The sequence below is a fragment of the Terrimonas alba genome, assembly GCF_042434975.1.
GTDB lineage: Bacteria > Bacteroidota > Bacteroidia > Chitinophagales > Chitinophagaceae > Terrimonas_B > Terrimonas_B alba.
Genome location: NZ_JBHMQM010000001.1, coordinates 497061 through 514810 on the forward strand (window position 1 = coordinate 497061; position 17750 = coordinate 514810).

The 17750-nt window shown below is 41.5% G+C and carries 12 protein-coding genes; 5 read left to right on the forward strand and 7 right to left on the reverse strand.

The window, feature by feature from the left end; all coding sequences use genetic code 11:
- Window positions 1-51 precede the first annotated feature (51 nt).
- The gene (locus tag ACFEL9_RS02095) at window positions 52-1329 is read left to right on the forward strand and encodes a 3-deoxy-D-manno-octulosonic acid transferase (RefSeq protein WP_385885701.1); all 1278 of its coding nucleotides are present in this window, start codon (window positions 52-54) and stop codon (window positions 1327-1329) included.
- Here the strand turns inward: ACFEL9_RS02095 and ACFEL9_RS02100 are convergent.
- Window positions 1302-1970, reverse strand: coding sequence for a DUF8457 domain-containing protein (locus ACFEL9_RS02100; protein WP_385885703.1), 669 nt, complete (start codon window positions 1968-1970; stop codon window positions 1302-1304). The two genes, ACFEL9_RS02095 and ACFEL9_RS02100, sit on opposite strands and share 28 nt — an antisense overlap.
- A 171-nt stretch (window positions 1971-2141) precedes the next feature.
- Here ACFEL9_RS02100 and ACFEL9_RS02105 point away from each other — a divergent pair, with 171 nt between their 5' ends.
- A complete protein-coding gene (locus tag ACFEL9_RS02105; protein ID WP_385885705.1) occupies window positions 2142-2714 on the forward strand; it encodes a thymidine kinase in 573 nt (190 codons plus the stop codon).
- 55 nt (window positions 2715-2769) lie between these two features.
- On the opposite strand, the gene ACFEL9_RS02110 is transcribed toward ACFEL9_RS02105, so the two are convergent.
- Window positions 2770-3867 carry a hypothetical protein gene (locus tag ACFEL9_RS02110; protein ID WP_385885706.1) on the reverse strand — a complete coding sequence of 366 codons (1098 nt, stop codon included), beginning with the start codon at window positions 3865-3867 and terminating at the stop codon, window positions 2770-2772.
- A gap of 170 nt (window positions 3868-4037) precedes the next feature.
- Entirely contained in the window at window positions 4038-6665 is a 2628-nt protein-coding gene (gene clpB / locus ACFEL9_RS02115) for an ATP-dependent chaperone ClpB (RefSeq protein ID WP_385885708.1), read from the reverse strand.
- Between the two features lie 125 nt (window positions 6666-6790).
- Between clpB and ACFEL9_RS02120 the strand changes: the two genes are divergently transcribed.
- Complete coding sequence (locus tag ACFEL9_RS02120; protein WP_385885709.1) at window positions 6791-7843, forward strand: serine hydrolase domain-containing protein; 1053 nt, start codon at window positions 6791-6793, stop codon at window positions 7841-7843.
- 40 nt (window positions 7844-7883) lie between these two features.
- Window positions 7884-8228: a hypothetical protein gene (locus ACFEL9_RS02125; protein ID WP_385885711.1), complete on the forward strand. Its 345-nt coding sequence runs from the start codon at window positions 7884-7886 to the stop codon at window positions 8226-8228.
- Here ACFEL9_RS02125 and ACFEL9_RS02130 read toward each other — a convergent pair whose 3' ends face one another.
- A complete protein-coding gene (locus tag ACFEL9_RS02130; protein ID WP_385885713.1) occupies window positions 8229-10154 on the reverse strand; it encodes a DUF3858 domain-containing protein in 1926 nt (641 codons plus the stop codon). It lies immediately after the preceding gene.
- A gap of 2 nt (window positions 10155-10156) precedes the next feature.
- Window positions 10157-12163 carry a DUF3858 domain-containing protein gene (locus tag ACFEL9_RS02135; RefSeq protein WP_385885715.1) on the reverse strand — a complete coding sequence of 669 codons (2007 nt, stop codon included), beginning with the start codon at window positions 12161-12163 and terminating at the stop codon, window positions 10157-10159.
- Between the two features lie 119 nt (window positions 12164-12282).
- Here ACFEL9_RS02135 and queG point away from each other — a divergent pair, with 119 nt between their 5' ends.
- Window positions 12283-13221: a tRNA epoxyqueuosine(34) reductase QueG gene (gene queG, locus ACFEL9_RS02140; RefSeq protein WP_385885717.1), complete on the forward strand. Its 939-nt coding sequence runs from the start codon at window positions 12283-12285 to the stop codon at window positions 13219-13221.
- A 67-nt stretch (window positions 13222-13288) separates the two neighbouring features.
- Here the strand turns inward: queG and ACFEL9_RS02145 are convergent, their stop codons facing one another.
- Window positions 13289-14596: a RagB/SusD family nutrient uptake outer membrane protein gene (locus ACFEL9_RS02145; protein WP_385885719.1), complete on the reverse strand. Its 1308-nt coding sequence runs from the start codon at window positions 14594-14596 to the stop codon at window positions 13289-13291.
- 19 nt (window positions 14597-14615) lie between these two features.
- Window positions 14616-17726 carry a SusC/RagA family TonB-linked outer membrane protein gene (locus ACFEL9_RS02150; RefSeq protein WP_385885721.1) on the reverse strand — a complete coding sequence of 1037 codons (3111 nt, stop codon included), beginning with the start codon at window positions 17724-17726 and terminating at the stop codon, window positions 14616-14618.
- Window positions 17727-17750: the final 24 nt, after the last annotated feature.

Genomic DNA, 17750 nt, shown 5'->3' on the forward strand with positions numbered 1-17750 from the left:
CTAGTTTGACTTTACATTTGCGACCAACTCATAATCAATAAAATCAGGGATTTGGGATTAGTTTTTTACAATATTTTTTTATTTCTCTATGGTACAGGGATCAGGCTGGCCGCTATTTTCAGCTCCAAGGCCAGAAAATGGGTCACAGGCAGGCAAAACATATGGGAAAAATTGACAACCGAAATGGCTGACCAGCAATCAAAAGTCATTTGGGTACATTGCGCTTCATTAGGGGAATTTGAACAAGGTAGGCCAATTATCGAACGACTTAAAGTCGATTATCCAAATTACAAATTAGTTTTAACATTTTTCTCTCCTTCGGGGTATGAAATCAGAAAAAATTATGAAAAGGCAGATTGGGTGTTTTATTTACCGATGGATTCCGCTTATAATGCAAAAATTTTCCTTGAAATAGTAAGGCCATCACTTGTCATATTCGTGAAATATGAGTTTTGGTATTATTATTTGAAACAAATTAATCATCAAAAAATTCCACTCCTACTTATCTCCGCATTGTTCCGTGAAAGCTCTATATTCTTTAAATGGTATGGGGGCCTGCACCGAAAAATGCTATCATTCTTCGATCAGTTGTTTGTACAAAATGAGTCATCTCATAAAATGCTGGCTTCTATAAAGCTTGACGGGAAAAGCACAATAGCAGGTGACACCCGTTTTGACCGGGTAATACAAATTGCCGAAAACTTCCTGTCAATCCCTGCTATCGAAAAATTTGTTGAACACGGTAAAAAAACAATTGTTGCCGGAAGCACCTGGCCGGCCGATGAGGAGCTGTTACAAAGATCATTGCTGGCCCTGCACGACTCCGCTTCGCTACAATTGATAATCGCACCACATGAAATAAATAAAGAGCATCTTTCCCAGCTTCAACAATTATTTCCCGGGTCGCTTTTATTTTCACAACTGGTGGCGGGTAACCAACCTGATTCTTTACCATCAACCGGCAATATTCTTATAATAGATAATATCGGGATGCTATCCCGGCTGTATAAATATGCGACCATCAGTTATATCGGGGGTGGCTTTGGAAAAGGAATACACAACACCCTCGAAGCAGCTGTATATGGCAGCCCCGTTTTATTTGGACCAAATTATAAAAAATTCAATGAAGCAATTGACTTAATAACGGCAGGCGGTGCAATAAGCATTAACGACCCAAAAGAAGGTGTTAGGGCAATTGAAGCATTTATGCACGACGAAATAACGTATAATAAAGCTTGTGAAAAATCAAAGGAGTATGTGTACGCCAACAGGGGAGCTGCAGAAAGAATTCTGAACTACATTCAGGAAAAACGCCTTTTAACCAATTGATCGAACTGTGCTACAATGGGCAGATCGATATCCCAGCCCAACTTCGTTTTTAATTCCCGGCTTATCCAATATTCAGCTTCCGGATAAATATTAAAACTATTAATTGTTTTTATACTGCGTTCGTACATCACTTCATCACCACGGAAGAGATCATTAATGAATACAAACCTGTCGTTAATGCCAATTGCCTTGCGGAGATCTTTGATAGGAGTTTCCTTTAATACTTCTACCAGTTCAGTTTTTGACTGCTTTAGTTTATCATTCAGCGATTCTGCCTGCTTTTCTTTTAATTGATGACTAAGAGTGGGAATTTCGATCATTGGATCAAATACCATATCCAACTGGCCATTTTCCTGTACGATTGAAACAGATTCCTTTTCAATTAACACCTTTTCTTTTTCTTTTACTTCCTTTGGTTGCTCCACAGGTTTGGGAGCATATTTTTCATATTGAGAAGCATCGATATTCATAACTGATGGTAAAACGACAGAAACTTTCGAAGTGCCCAATGTTTTTCCCGCCTGGTTTTGAGCCATCAGCTCGTTTTGTAAAAGTTGAACAGTAAAAAGCATGTGTTCCGGGGCGGCTTTTTGCTTTAATTGATCGTTCAATTTGGATATCAAAATTTCTATTCGTTCCATTTTGCTACTTTTGATCGCTGGAATAAAGGATTAAAAATTGATTTCGCAGATACTCCTAACAAATTCCCAAAACGGTACGTGCAGTCTGTTCTGATCCACCAAACCAATGTTTTAAAATTACAAACAGTTTGCCAATAAATTGATTACGAATCCAGAAAATTAATCTTAACAATGTTTATTGAACCCAATATACGTGGTGAACGCCGCGGTTGGATAGAAGTGATATGCGGATCTATGTTTAGCGGAAAAACGGAAGAATTGATCCGTAGACTCAAAAGAGTAAAGATCGCTAATCTTAAAGTTGAGATATTTAAACCTGCCTTAGATACCCGGTATGATGAGGTAAGGATCATATCACATGACACCAATGAAATCCAGTCTACACCCATCGATAACTCACAAAAGATATTATTATTGGCGCAGGATGTGGATGTTATAGGAATTGATGAGGCCCAGTTTTTTGACAATGAACTACCCAACGTATGTGATCAGCTGGCATACAGGGGCATGCGGGTGATTGTTGCGGGGCTGGATATGGACTATACCGGTAAGCCTTTTGGCCAAATGCCATTTATCATGGCCAAAGCTGATTATGTGACCAAGCTACATGCGATATGTGTAAAATGCGGGCATATCGCTAATTATTCTTACCGTAAAATTCCTAACGAAGACCAGGTGATGCTGGGCGCTAAAGACGTGTATGAGCCCAGGTGCAGAAAATGTTATATGGATAAAGTAGAATAGCTTGTCACAACAATTGCAACGAGCTATTCCAAAAAGTTTGAATCTTACTTCGTTTTTACTGGTATTGTATATAAACCGGCTGCGGTTTTAAAGCAAGTACTTCGCGGGGAGTCAACAAGCGGCCATTATTTTTTAAATCATTCTTATAAAATAATTTGAAGCCGGTATATTCAACGGGTTCTTTGTGTATAAAGTTTTTATAGGTACCAATTTTCAAGGGCGGATGTCCCCAACCATCCATATCCATTACCACTTGTACTTCGGGTCTGAGTTTTATTTGTTTGTAGTTGGTAACACCGTTTTGAGTGAACCGATGAATCACAAAAACTTTTGGAGTGAGATTATTTTCTTTTACCAGCTTAGCCAAATATTCGGTGGCATAATTAATATCTGCAGCGTCGAATGTACCTACAATCTTACCAGGAGCATGACCGGCTTTCATTGAAAACTCGGGATCGATACCCAGGTGTACATTCGGCATTCTCAGGTATTTCTCCAATTCGGGAAGTTCTTGTTGTAAAGTGCTGTGCCCTACCTGTACATCAATAAATACAAGTGCATTAATTTCTTTTGCCATGCTCAACACGGAATCTATCTGGTGAAATGGCATTCTCAGGCGATACTTATTACCTTTTCCGGGAGCCTGCTGCGCTGTTACAGCTATATAGTGAAGAGCAGGCACTACTTCCAAAGCCGTGTCTGCTTTTTGCCAGGCAGCTACCTCTTCTTTCAACTTGGCAAGCATTTGCTGACGTGGAAGTTCTCCCAAAATTCCCATTTGTTTTGAATACAGGTTGCCATAAAAAGCAATGATCCTTTTAAAAGGAAAAATTGATCCTTCGAGCGGATAATCTTTTTTTACGGGCCATTTGCCGGAAGAGTCTCCGTTAACGATGTGCTGAATTTTACGATCATACTCTTCAGGAGAGGCAATGACAGGTTTTGCAACTTCCTCCTTTTTCTCAAGAGGCGTAGCTGCAGCAGTGGCCGAATTATTAGTTGGGTTTCCGCCCGGCGTCGCCGAAGAGTTGAAAACAATTCTGTATCCGCCAAAAGCCAAGGCAACAACCAATACTAATGATAAGCTAAGGATTACATAACGGGTGTAGGGACGACCGTTTTCCGTAGAGGGTGTGGATACTGGATAACTCATAATGCTTGTTTTGATAAGGTATTAAATCTATCGCAAGTGTGTAACGTAAAAATAATAAAAAAAGTATGCCGCATCGGTTTCATAACATTTAATATGAGCAATGAGTACAAAAACCAAACCATTCCACATAACGGAGAAATGAAAACCCCGACTTTCGCCGGGGTTTTTCCTTATTTTTTTCTGCCTTGTTTTTCTAATTGTGGCGATTCATTCCGGAAAACCACGTTGTTGTCAAATACATCTACCAGAACTGGCTGATCTTTTTGAATGTCTCCTGCCAAAATTCGTTTACTCAGCTTATTCACAATTTCTTTTTGAATCAATCTTTTCAATGGCCTGGCGCCAAACTGCGGATCGAAGCCCTGTTCTGCGAGGAAATCCAATGCATAATCGGTAAACTCCAGCCTGATCCCACTTTCCGCCACTAGTTTCCTGAGATTGTTCAATTGAATATTGACGATTGATCGTATTTCCTTTTTCAACAACGGTTGGAACATAATGATCTCATCTACCCTGTTTAGAAACTCGGGTCTGATGGTTTGTCTTAACAGATTCATCACTTCCACTTTTGCCTTTTCAGCCGCTTCCTCAATCGCATTTTCTTTTATATTCTCAAATGCTTCCTGGATGATATGACTACCGATATTGCTTGTCATAATGATGATAGTGTTTTTAAAATTCACTACCCTGCCTTTATTGTCTGTCAGGCGACCATCATCCAATACCTGTAGTAACACATTCCACACATCGGGATGGGCTTTCTCAATTTCGTCGAGCAACACTACACTGTAAGGTTTGCGGCGGACTGCTTCAGTTAACTGACCACCTTCATCGTAACCTACATATCCGGGAGGTGCACCCACCAGCCTTGACACAGTATGTTTTTCCTGGTACTCACTCATATCGATACGGGTCATCATGCTTTCATCATCAAACAGGTATTCTGCCAATGCCTTGGCCAATTCTGTTTTACCCACGCCGGTTGTACCCAGGAAAATGAATGAACCGATCGGCTTCTTCGGATCATGCAAGCCTGCCCGGCTGCGCCTGATAGCATCGGCTACTGCTGTAATGGCTTCATCCTGGCCCACCACTCTTTCGTGCAAATGATCCTCCAGGTTCAGTAATTTCTCCTTGTCACTCTGCAACATTTTTGTAACCGGAATGCCGGTTGCCTTTGCAATATTTTCCGCTATATCTTCGGCATCGACCTCCTCTTTCATGATCCTCGAATTTTCGCTCATCGCGGCCAGCTTAGCCGAATAATCACTAATCAGTTTTTCCTGCTCTTTTATTTTGCCATAACGAATCTCTGCCACCTTTCCGTAGTCACCGTTGCGTTCCGCCTGCTCAGCTTCAATTTTTAATTTTTCGACCTGCGCCTTGGCATCCTGCACTTTTTCCACAATTTCTTTTTCTTCCTTCCATTTAGCTTTGAATGTATCTCTCTCAACCGCCAGGTTTGCAATGTTGGTGTTGAGCTCCTTTAACTTCGTTTCATCATTCTCCCTTTTGATCGCTTCTCTTTCAATCTCCAACTGGCGTATTTGTCTTTCCAGTCTATCCAATTCTTCCGGCATGGAATTCATTTCCAGGCGAAGTTTGGCCGCACTTTCATCAATCAGGTCGATAGCTTTATCGGGTAAAAAGCGATCTGTAATATAGCGGTTCGATAACTCGACGGCCGCTATAATAGCTTCATCTTTGATGCGGACATGGTGATGCGTTTCATAGCGATCTTTGAGACCCCGAAGAATAGAGATTGCATCTTCTACGCTTGGCTCATCTATCGTTATTTTCTGAAAACGTCTCTCAAGAGCTTTATCCTTTTCAAAAAATTTCTGGTACTCGTTTAATGTTGTTGCACCCACCGCTCTCAATTCTCCTCTTGCCAGTGCCGGCTTCAAAATATTAGCAGCATCCATAGCTCCTTCACCACCACCGGCACCAACCAGGGTATGTATCTCGTCGATAAAAAGAATGATCTCCCCATCGCTGCCGGCTACTTCTTTTACTACCGCCTTCAACCGCTCTTCAAACTCACCTTTATACTTCGCACCGGCGATCAATAGGCCCATATCCAACGCATAAATGATCTTTGATTTCAAGTTCTCCGGCACATCACCGTTAACGATACGGTGGGCTATACCTTCGGCAATAGCTGTTTTACCAACGCCCGGCTCACCCACCAATATGGGATTATTTTTGGTACGGCGTGAAAGTATATGTAGCGTCCTTCTTATTTCTTCATCACGCCCAATAACAGGATCGAGCTTTCCTTCGCGGGCCATTTCATTCAGGTTCTTGGCATATTTATTCAGCGCATTGAACTCCTGCGATTGGGTTTGCGAAGTAACAGTGCCACCCTTACGCAATTCTTTGATCGCCGAAATCAGTCCTTTCTCAGTAAGCCCTGCGTTCTTCAACAATTTGGCTGTGGAATCATTTCCCTGAACAATGGATAAAACCAGGTGCTCGGGGGTAATAAATTCATCATTGAATTGCTTCAATGACGCACCTGCTCTTAAAACAACACTGTTGGCTTCACGGCTTATTTGTTGTGCCGGCTCGCCTGATGTCTTCGGCAGTTTATTGATTAACTCTTCCAGTTTTGCATCCACCAAATTGAGCGTAACATTATTCTTTTTCAAAAGGTATTCGACAGGAGAATCTTCCTGATCGAGCAATGCTTTCAGAATATGTTCTGTCTCGATATTGGGGTTTTGTGAATTAAAAGCTAATTGCTGTGCCTGTTGAAAGGCTTCAGCGGCTTTTATGGTAAAATTTCCTAAGTTCATATTATTAATGTGCTGACCTGCCAGCCGGCAGGCGGTTTGAAAATATGCTAATGTGCGAACGCAATTAGTTCAAATACATTAAACCTATTTCTCAAAACATAATCCAAGCCAAAAATTGCGTAATAATGTCATACAAATTCCATTCAATCTGCCTGAAAAGCAGTCTCCTAGCTGGTTTTCTGCTACTATTACAGACCAGTTATTCCCAGTATAATTTTTCGGACCTCGAACAAGATATTTTAGCCAACCAGAAAACATTAGGAAAAGACTTTGTGGTGATGCTTTGGAAAAAGGATGACACCCTTATTTATAAAAAGGAGATTGGTGAATTTAACAGTAAAACGGCTGCACCGATTGCCAGTTGCAGTAAATGGCTGACAGCCGCATTGGTAATGCAGTTTGTTGATGAAGGAAAGCTAACCCTTGATGATAAGATCAGCCGGTGGATACCTGAGTTTGAACGATATGGCAAAAATTATATCACCATTCGCCATTGCCTGTCGCATTTTACCGGCATAGAAGACGAAGGTGGTTTTTTGAAAAAAATGTTTCAGCGTAAAAAATTTGCATCGCTGGAAGAAGAAGTGAACAGCTTTGCAGCCCGTGAGATCCGCACCAATCCCGGCACTGATTTTTGGTATGGCAATATTGGCTTAAATATCGCTGGCCGGGTGCTGGAAGTGATTAGCAAGAAAAAATTTGACGTGCTGATCAAGCAAAAACTATTCAACCCGATGACGATGCGAAGGACAAGTTTTACCACGGCAGATGCCAGTGCAATCAACCCTTCGGGTGGTGCTACTTCCACACCTGAAGATTATATGAAGTTTTTGGTGATGCTGATGAATAAAGGGAAATACGCCGGTAAACAAATATTAAGCGAAGACGCCGTAAACCAGCTTATGCAGGTGCAAACAAAACCGGAGCAAATAAAATATGCACCGAAATCCGCCACGGGCTACAACTATGCTTTAGGCAGTTGGGTAATCGAAGAGAAAAATGGCAACGCTGAAGCCTTATCAAGCCCTGGCTTGTTTGGTACCTGGCCGATGATCGATTTTTGCAGGGGCTATGCCTATCTTGTGTTTGTCAAAAATTTATTGGGTGAAGAACGGGCCGGCCTCCATCTCAACTTCAAAACGATTATTGACAAACAATTCCCCTCTGCTTGTAAGTAGGTTTGGGGAACTATTTGCAATAAATAAAACGCTGCTGAACATGTATGAGCACCGTAAACAAAAGTTGGCTCCTATTGGAGTCTTCTACAAGCGGGTATTAAAAAATATACTGTTGGCTGTTCTTGTCCTTCTTGTTTGCCTTATGATCGGTATACTGGGTTATCATTTTACTGCGAATATATCGTGGCTGAATTCTTTGCACAATGCATCCATGATACTTAGTGGCATGGGACCAGTAGTGGAAATAACGACCGTTGGCGGCAAGTGGTTCTCTTCTTTTTATGCCTTATTCAGCGGCATTGTATTTATAACGAATATCGGCATCATACTGGCACCGGTTATGCACCGGATGTTTCACCGCTTACATATTGCCGATAATGAATGATTAAAATGCCTTGGGATTTTCATTCTTGACCAATACCACTTTGCTCCTATCAGCTTTGTAAATGGCCAGGTAAAAATTGACAAGATCAGCGTACTGTTTGGCAGGATAGCGGCCACTATTGTGTTCAATAGTCCTGTAATAATAAAGTTTATTGTCTTTTAATTTTACGGAAGAATTATATTTCCCGAATTGACTTGCTACGGCAACATCTTTCGGCATCGATTCGATCGTATACCCTTTTGGCAGTTCAATTTCTACCGAATCGACGTCGGTATATTCAAAACCTAATTGTATATCGTATTTACGGGTGGAATCGGGACTTAATTTACGACCCGACCGGGTCATTACATTGGGCTGTATAAATAATCGTTTACCCGTTATCGTGGCATAATTGCTGACGGTTATATCCAGCGTTTCATTGATAAAAGGAAGTGAGCTTTTTTGCTCTTTATAGTCAAACTGGTTGATATCATAAGTAGAAAAATCCAGTTGCTCATGAAGATGTTCTTTTACTTTCTCTTTAGATAGCGCATTGATCATTCCGTGAATATCATCCTGCTGCAAACCACTATATTTTGAATCAGCTTTTATGTTCAATGTTCCGTTGTCTTCTAATACTGCTTTGATATTTCTTACTTGCCGGTTTTCTTTGATGCCATATTTGGGTGTCCTTATCAGCTTACCCCCGTTTTCATCTATAAGCAAGGCTGGTCTGTCTGCCGTAAAATCACCCAAATAACCGGCAGGCATAGTTTGGCTGGTACATTCCAGCCACACAGTATCTTTTTGCAACGGCACACAAAGAATGACATGATTAAACTGCTGTGAAGGAAAATCATCCGTGATATAGTTGGCATATTTTCCCGCTCTGACCAGGGAATAGTAAGAAGGAATATTTACCTCTTTCAAAATGCTGTACATATAATTGGTCAGCGCTTTACAATCGCCATACGCTTTTGCAGCGACATCTTTTGCATCGAACGGTTGCCAGCCTCCTATACCTAACTGGATACTAATATAACGGGTGTTCTTTTGCATATACTCATACAGTTTCGCAATTTTTTCCCTGGGGTTGCGAATGCCATCTGCAATGCCATGTACTGCTTGCTTGACGTTATCAGGTAGTTGATCCCGGCCTTGTTTTAAGGAATACACAAACTTTCCAAAATCCTGCCAGTTCTTCATATTGCCCTTGTAGTCCTCCATTTGGAAATCGGTTGGGCCAAACACTACCACTGTTGTCATTTCATGCCATAAGGGAGAATAAGGTTCGTTGATCACGGCAGCCATATTTTTTGCAGACCAGGTCATTACCTTATTATTTTTTTCCTGGGTAACCGCTGGTGCTCCAGTATAATTAAATGACTTGAAGCGAATATTGTAATCAGCCGGAGAAATCATACTGACCGAACTGTTTTCCACAGAAAGTCCTTCGCCTCCCTGTGGTGACCACATCGGAAAAAACAAGGTGCTTTTGTTTTCGATCTCTATGTCATACTCTATGGTATAAGGATATGCTTTATAGTAAAAATTGTGTTGTTTTACACGATTATCATCTATTAGCGTACCATCAGATACTCCACTCAGATCCATCAGATCTTTTTTCTTAATCCGCTTAAGCTGCTTGCCGCTTGCATCGTACAATATTCCTTCTACAGACGAGACTTCCCGGTGTTTATCATAATACTCGGAAAACCCGGCCCAACGATCTCCCTTTTCATTTAAAATAGTAATAACATAGTGATTGCGAAACTTCGTCTGTTTGGTACTGATGACCTCGAAACGGATCTCTTCGAAACGCAGAACCGCATTTGCATTTTTTAGCAACGCAGGCGCTATTTTCGACACGGCATAATCTCCATCACCTGCGTACAGCACATTATTCAGCAAAACCATCAACACGGATAAAATCGACAACTTTCTCATGACTAGCTTTTCTTTTTAAAAACAATTTGCTCACTATGTTTTTTTACCACCAGGTTAAAAAACTCACGCAGCATTTCATATTCATCCGGCATGAAGAAAGCTCTCTTAATTTTAATCCTTGACCGAAGGGATATAGCACCGTTTGATTCTGATAGCCTGTATTCAAACAGGCCATCATCGTATTCATTCAACTTCACCATTATCTGTTTGGGCAGCTCATCAATAACATATCCCTTTGGTATATCCACCCGAAGCAAATAAGTCTCATCAATGGTATAGGGCATTTCGACCGGGTACCTGCGTTCGGCCGACTTGAACGGGTTTTCTTTCCAGCCTTCGCCAAACATGGGATTGAAATAAATAATGTCCTCTTCACTAGCCTTCATATCAAACTTATAGCGAATTCCCAGGGGATAATCATACTTATCCAAAGAATCCACTTCAGGATCAGTTATTTCCACTTCAGCATTGAATGCTTTTTTAATATCGGCAAACATTTGCTCCTTTCCTTTTTCTTTGATCTTATTCCGCAGGCTATAAGACTCATAGTAACCGGGGGCCTGTTGCATACTGCCAGCCAAATTTCCTTTTTCGTCGTTGATGATGAAAACGGACGTTATTTTTCCTTCCAGTAAAGAATCTGAAACGAAATCAACCGGGGTTGCTGTTTCATTGATCACACGGGCATGACCATTATAAGCATCATAACTTAATCTTCCGAATCCCATCCTGGGTTGGCTGGCATCAAGATAATAGGGCTTGCCATCTACCTCCACACGGCTGATGACATAATTGAACCTGTCCAATAATGGGTATAATGCATAGGTGTACCCATGTGAACGGGTACTGAGCATAACAGGGTCAGCGGTATATCCGGCCTTTAATAGCATGGCCGTTAATAAAAGATTTATTTCAGCCTCATTACCATTCCGTGTCTTTAATACGGTTTTTAGTGGTTTTTCCAAATACTTCCTGTTGTAGTTTGTACAAGTCATATTATCCCGGACATAGGCAAAAATATTTTTTGCTTTTTCCAGGTCAGTTTTAGCATTCCCAATAGCTTCCTTCATTACATCATTCAGCCAACCATTATCCCTGTTCAATGTATACCCAAAGTCTTCATCTTTTAATAAGTCTGCACTTGCCTGCTGCCAGGTTCCCATAATGTTTTTTGGCACAAAAGGATGTCGTAATTCGGCCAACTGAAATTGAATCCGTGCAAGGTGATTGTTGATGGTGGATGTATAACTCTCTTCTTTTAATGCCGGCACGTCCTTCATCACCCACCTAAAGTCGGTAACACCAGCTGAAAAACTAGATCTGGTGGAGGCTGCTGCTCCATTGTCATCAATAACAGAAAAAGAGCCTGTACGATCCTTTCTTGTTTGAATGTGATAAGGTTGAAATCCCTGGGACAAGGTCACATAATAATAAAACTCGGGTAATGTAACATTGTACTCACTCCATAAACAAGGATACTGACCTTGAAAATCCCACGGCTGCAGGTTAAAGGTAAAGTCCGACTCCAGTTTATATTCGTATTCTATGATTGACCCTTCTTTAATATTGGGAAACGTAAACTTTTTTACAACAAGGTTTTTACTGATTTTATCTTTAAACACTGCTGCTTTCTCCAACTTTGTTTCCACAACCTTTCCGTTTTCAAGATTATAGGTCACTGCTTTCAGGCTTTCCAGTTCCTCTTCCAATGAACCATTGGTATAAATACCGATTTCGACATTGGCAATATCGTAGCCATTCTTATTTAAAATATGAACCCGCCTGTATCGTTTAAATTCCAGCGAAAAACCGCCTTTGGTATTTCCAACCATTTCCGTAGAACCGATATCCCCGATAACAACTGCATCGGCGCTGCTGTCAATGGCATAAACGGTTTGTTTGAAATCTTCGGGAATTACTTTTCCAAATTTGATCTTTGCTTTTTCCTGTGAGAAGGTTTTGAATACAATTAAACAAAGGAGGGACGTAAGTACGAACCTGAAATTCATAGTGGTGGTTTTAGTTTTGGTGTGCTTGTTAGTGGAACACAATTTTAATCAAAATATCGGAAATCTTCTATACTACCTTTGTTTTTAATTAATCGAATTTAACTGGAATTAATAGCAAAGTGAATAACCGGGGTAATCATACCAAACTTGTCAAACAATTTGCATATGAGCTGGGCTTCGACTACTGCGGTATTGCGAAAGCAGAACGGTTGAATGAAGATGCGGAACGGCTGGAAAGCTGGCTGAATAAGGGTTTTCACGGATCAATGCAATACATGGAAAACCATTTTGAATTAAGAGTGAATCCTGCTCAATTGGTACCGGGTGCTAAGTCGGTGATCACCTTACTACAAAATTATTTTCCGTCAGAACAACAAAATGAAGGTGCTATTAAGATTTCCAAATATGCATTTGGCAAAGATTATCATGAAGTAATAAGGGCAAAGCTTCGGTCTTTTTTACAAATGATCCATGATGAAATTGGTGACGTGCATGGAAGGGGTTTTGTTGACTCTGCTCCTGTGCTGGAAAGAAGCTGGGCCCAACGCAGCGGCATTGGCTGGGTAGGTAAAAACGGGAACCTGCTTACCAAAGACAGCGGCTCCTTCTTTTTTATTGCCACCCTGATCACTGATCTTGAACTTGCGTATGATGATCCCTATGCAAAAGACTATTGCGGCAGTTGTACCCGCTGTATCGATGCCTGCCCAACGGAAGCTATTTTACCGGGTAAAGTAATCAATGGAAGTAAATGCATTTCTTATTTCACCATTGAATTAAAAGAAATGCTAATACCCAGAGAAATGAAAGGCCGTTTCGATGGCTGGGCCTTTGGATGCGATACCTGCCAGGATGTTTGCCCCTGGAATCGCTTTAGCCGTCCCCATCATGAGCCTGCCTTTACACCTATACCAGAAGTATTAAACCTGTCTACCCAGGAATGGGAAGCCCTGACGGAAGAATCGTTTAAAAAAATTTTCAAAGACTCCCCTATCCGCCGCACAAAATGGAAAGGCATCCAGCGAAACATACAATTCATTCAACCCGATAATGAATAAAAAAGGTTGCCCCGTGGCAACCTTTACTTAACAACTGCAATGTATCATGTGAACTGCTTGCGGAAAATTAGAATGCCGGATCTGTTGGCGGTATATTCGGGTTGTTATCCCTTTCCCTGAAAGGGTAGGGCAAGAGGTTTCGTGTCCTCTCGACGTTCGCCCTGCCAAACCTTCTCATATCTTCCAATTTTAATCCAGACATATACAACTCAATGCACCTGTTGCGATAAATTTGTTCAAGTATCTCTGCCTGTGTAAAGAGTCCTACCAAGGGAGGAAGTTCCGCACCAACTCCAAATGGATCGCTTGACGGTTGTTTTGTAACAATCTTATTTAATTCGATAAGTGCATTAACCAGATCGGGCGTTGATTGCCTTGCGTATGCTTCTGCTTTTATCAGTGTCATTTCCCCGGGCAAATAAATTGGAAAGCCGGTAGTGGTTGATGATGCAAATCCTTTCATTAAAAAACGAGAAGCAGTTGATCCACTTAGCACCATGTAAAACGGAATCCGTTTATCTGCAAGATCGGGCTGTAAATTGCCCAATAATCCCATTGTAGAATCAATAGGTTGATAAACATTGAAGTTAGAACCAGCCACATCATAGATTGGGTTGGGTGAGGCGGCTTCATAATTCATTACAGACTTTTTTGCAAGATCCACAAGATTGGCGGCTGCCAAAGCCTGCTCATAGTCACCTGAAAATAAATAGTACCGGGCATTCAGTGCCTGCAATGTGCTTACTATGTCAATACCTGCGGGAACTGAAGTGGCGAATGACGAACTTATAGGATTTGCATTAATAGCAGACAGGGCATCGTCAATTACTGTAATCGCCTTTTTATACCCATCCATGCGGTCAATAAAAGTTACATTAGTGCCAATGCCGGCGGGAATTTTTTCCCAAAACATTGCCATATTGCCAATGGATAGGGCCTTAAAAATAGATGCATATCCAATCAGTCCGCTGGCAATGCCTTTATCAGCCAGGGTTGCTGCATTTGTGATCACCTGGTCAGCATCATAAATGATTTTATTACTACTGGTCCATAGACCCGAAAGCATTGTATTGGTGCCGTCAACTACGGCTCCGCCCTGGCTCAATTGGTATTCAGGCAGATTTCCCTGGTTCAAAAGCTTCAGCTCCCTGGTGATAAATCCATTCATCGTAACCACATTGTATAAAGAGCTGGCCCTGCTTAAAGAATAAACACGTTGCAACCCAACACTCACCCCGGTCAAACCATTTGCCGAATTCAAAACATTATCGCTGGTTGCCCTGTTAGGATCTGAGTAATTCTTTTTACACGAAGCAGTGAGGAGTGCAATCATGGCAACCATCACCCACCGATTATATTTTATTTTTGATAACATAACTTCAGATTTAAGATTTTTAGAATTTCGCCTGAACACCGATGCTGAATGTTCTTGGAATTGGAACAGCGCCAAAATCAATTCCCCGTAAAATGGTGCTTTGACCGCCGGCATTAACTTCAGGATCGTATCCTTTATAATCATCCCATGAAAAAAGATTTCTGCCGCTTAACGAAACAGAAAGATTATTAAAAACATTTTTGATCCTTCCAAAATCATAGCTTAAAGAAATTTCCCTGAGTTTCACAAACGAGCCATCATCAATACGCCATTCTTCAATTCCATAAACACCCAAAACATACCCTCTTGGCAATTGACCCCGATGTTCCTGCTCAGCTACTTTACCATTACCCACTCCTTGCCGGGTTCTCCAATCGGCATTAAACACATCCACACCCTGAACTGCATCCAACTGCAACCGAAGGCCTAGTTTTTTATAATTTATCTCATTCACCAAAGATGCTGTATAATCCGGATTGGGATCACCGATCACTCTTCTTAGAACTGTTCCGGCAGGTAAATTATCAGCGCCTCTTTGTGTTGTGTATTTTAAGGCGCTGTTTTGGGTACCTCTTTCTGTAACAGGGATACCACTGGCATTTTTTAGCTGATTTCCGCCTGCGTCCACGGCAAAGAATGTCCCATAAAAAACACCGATGGGCTGGCCTTCCAATATAGCCACAGGTGCGCCCCCGTTTGTGCTTAACAACGTCAGGGCTTGTCCGATTTTAACCGCCTTATTTCTATTGCGGTTAAATACACCGGTTAAATCCCAGCGCCAATCCGTTTTTTTAACAACGCCAAGATTTAAGACAAGTTCGAATCCCTTATTTTCCAGCGATCCGAAATTATCGAGAAGACTTGAAAACCCTGTTGTAGGAGCTATTACACGATCAATGAGTAGGTCTTCCACCTTTTTGATATAATAGTTAAACTGGATCCCAATCCGGTTATTCATAAAACCAAGATCGGTACCAAATTCAAGCTCGGTTTGTCTTTCAGGTTTCACTTTGGTATTCGCTAAAGTAGAACTTGAAAAGAATGATGTTTTTCCCAAAAAAGCGACGCTAGAGTAGGAGTTAAACCGATCATAGGGGCCAATGCCTGTCAGGTTTCCCGATTCACCATAAGCCATTCTAAGTTTAAATAAGTTCCACCATTTGGACACAGGCATATCACTCCAGTAATCAGCGTCTGAAAGAACATAGCTTCCACTTGCCTTTACATATATTTGATTGCGCTCATCTTCACCAAATACAGAAGACCCGTCCACTCTTACTGCGCCTGTTAGAAACAAATGATTCCGGAATTTAAAGTTTTGTTGCAGGTAAGCTCCCGATATGGATAATTCACCGCGACTATCTGTCCCTGGCAATGCGGTAGCAGCACCTGTGGCCACTTCTACAAACGGAGCAAGTCCCCTGCCCTGTAACAAACTATAACTCGATTTTTCATACTGCAGCGAGTATCCTAACTGTGTCGTAGAGTTAAGATTGTTTGTGATCCTCGCCTGGTACGTTGCATTTATTTCATTGTTGATCTGGAAATAGTTGCTGCTAGCAGTACTTGCATAGCCATTTTGTGATGGGTCAAGTGAAAGACCACCGCCATAAAACGCCGTATTAACGGGGTAAGCAAAAGGCGGGATGAATGTCTTGCCATTTTGGGTATAATTATCAATACCCATTGTATAATCCAATGACAAATTTTTAATAGGCTTCCACTTTAATGCTGTATTAGCTAAAATGCGGCTGGTTTCCTGTCTTTGCTTAATATCTTCAATAACCGAAACGGGGTTTACTCTCTGTCTTTCACCTACAGCTTTAATATTTCCTACAGCATCTCTTGTCCAGATATCATGAAAATTACCGATGATATTAATTGAGTTCAGTGGAGAAAAGAAAGAATTACCATCCGGTTTTTCATCAGAAGCACTGTTAACATAATTTAACCCGAGGGAAAAGCTCAGTTTATCGGTAAGCACCTGGTCTATATTACTGCGGAAACTGTATCTTCTGAAATCCGTATTTTTTACAATACCCTGGTTAAAAAAATAAGATCCTGAAACATAATATTTGGTCTTGTCTTTCCCTCCGCTTACTGATACGGTATTGTCGGTGCCCAACGCAGTGCGGAAGATATAGTCATTGTAATCATATCTTGTAACTGGCGAAGTGTTGGTCCATGCAGGTGTAAGTATATCCTGCGTCTGCGTATCTGGCGAATCGCCAAATTTCGTGGAAGCCTGGTTAACGTCTACCGACTTTCGCAACTGGCTAACCAACATGCTGGTAGAAAAATTCACAGTTGGCGCACCTGAACTTCCCTTTTTTGTAAATATTTGCACCACTCCTGCATTTGCTCTTGACCCATAAATAGCAGCCGCGGCAGCGCCATTCAACACTTCTATCCGCTCAATATCTGCTGGATTTATATCAGCCAACCGATTTTGTCCTATAGTACCAACAAAGCGTTGGCCGTCATAGTTGCCAGAGGTATTGGTTACACGGGTTGTTGCGTTATTGACTATAATTCCATCAACAATATACAATGGTTCAGATGAGCTATTAATAGAACTGATCCCTCTGAGCCGAACCGATATTCCTCCTGCAGGATCACCCGAATTTTGAATAATCTGGGCGCCTGCCGTTTTGCCTTGCAGGGCCGCCAAAACGTTTCCGGTCGCACCCTTTGTTAATTGATCCGCTTTTACAGTACTAACATAACTTCCAAGTTGCCTTTTTGTAGTACCCGCTGATGTACCGGTCACCACTACTTCGTCCATACTCAATGCGTCTATTTCCATCGGGGCATCGCTTGTATAGCTTGAGCTGCTTCCAATTTCAATGGATTGCTCTTTGCTTTTGTAACCAACCCCGGTAAAGACAAGGGTATGCGTGCCGGGAGTAAGATTTCCGCTGATACTATAATTACCATCCACATCGGTTGAGGTGCCGAGGGTTGTATTGCGTATCGATACTGAGATCGAGGACAAACCGTTCCCTTCCGGCCCCGTTACCTTTCCTGTGATGCGAACTTGCGCCAATGCCAATGCAGACACAAATTGAAGTAACAAGACAAAAGAAAATGTTTTCCATTTGTCTTGCCTTAACCATAGCAGATTTTTCATTTGTTTATTTTTTATTGTTTTTGG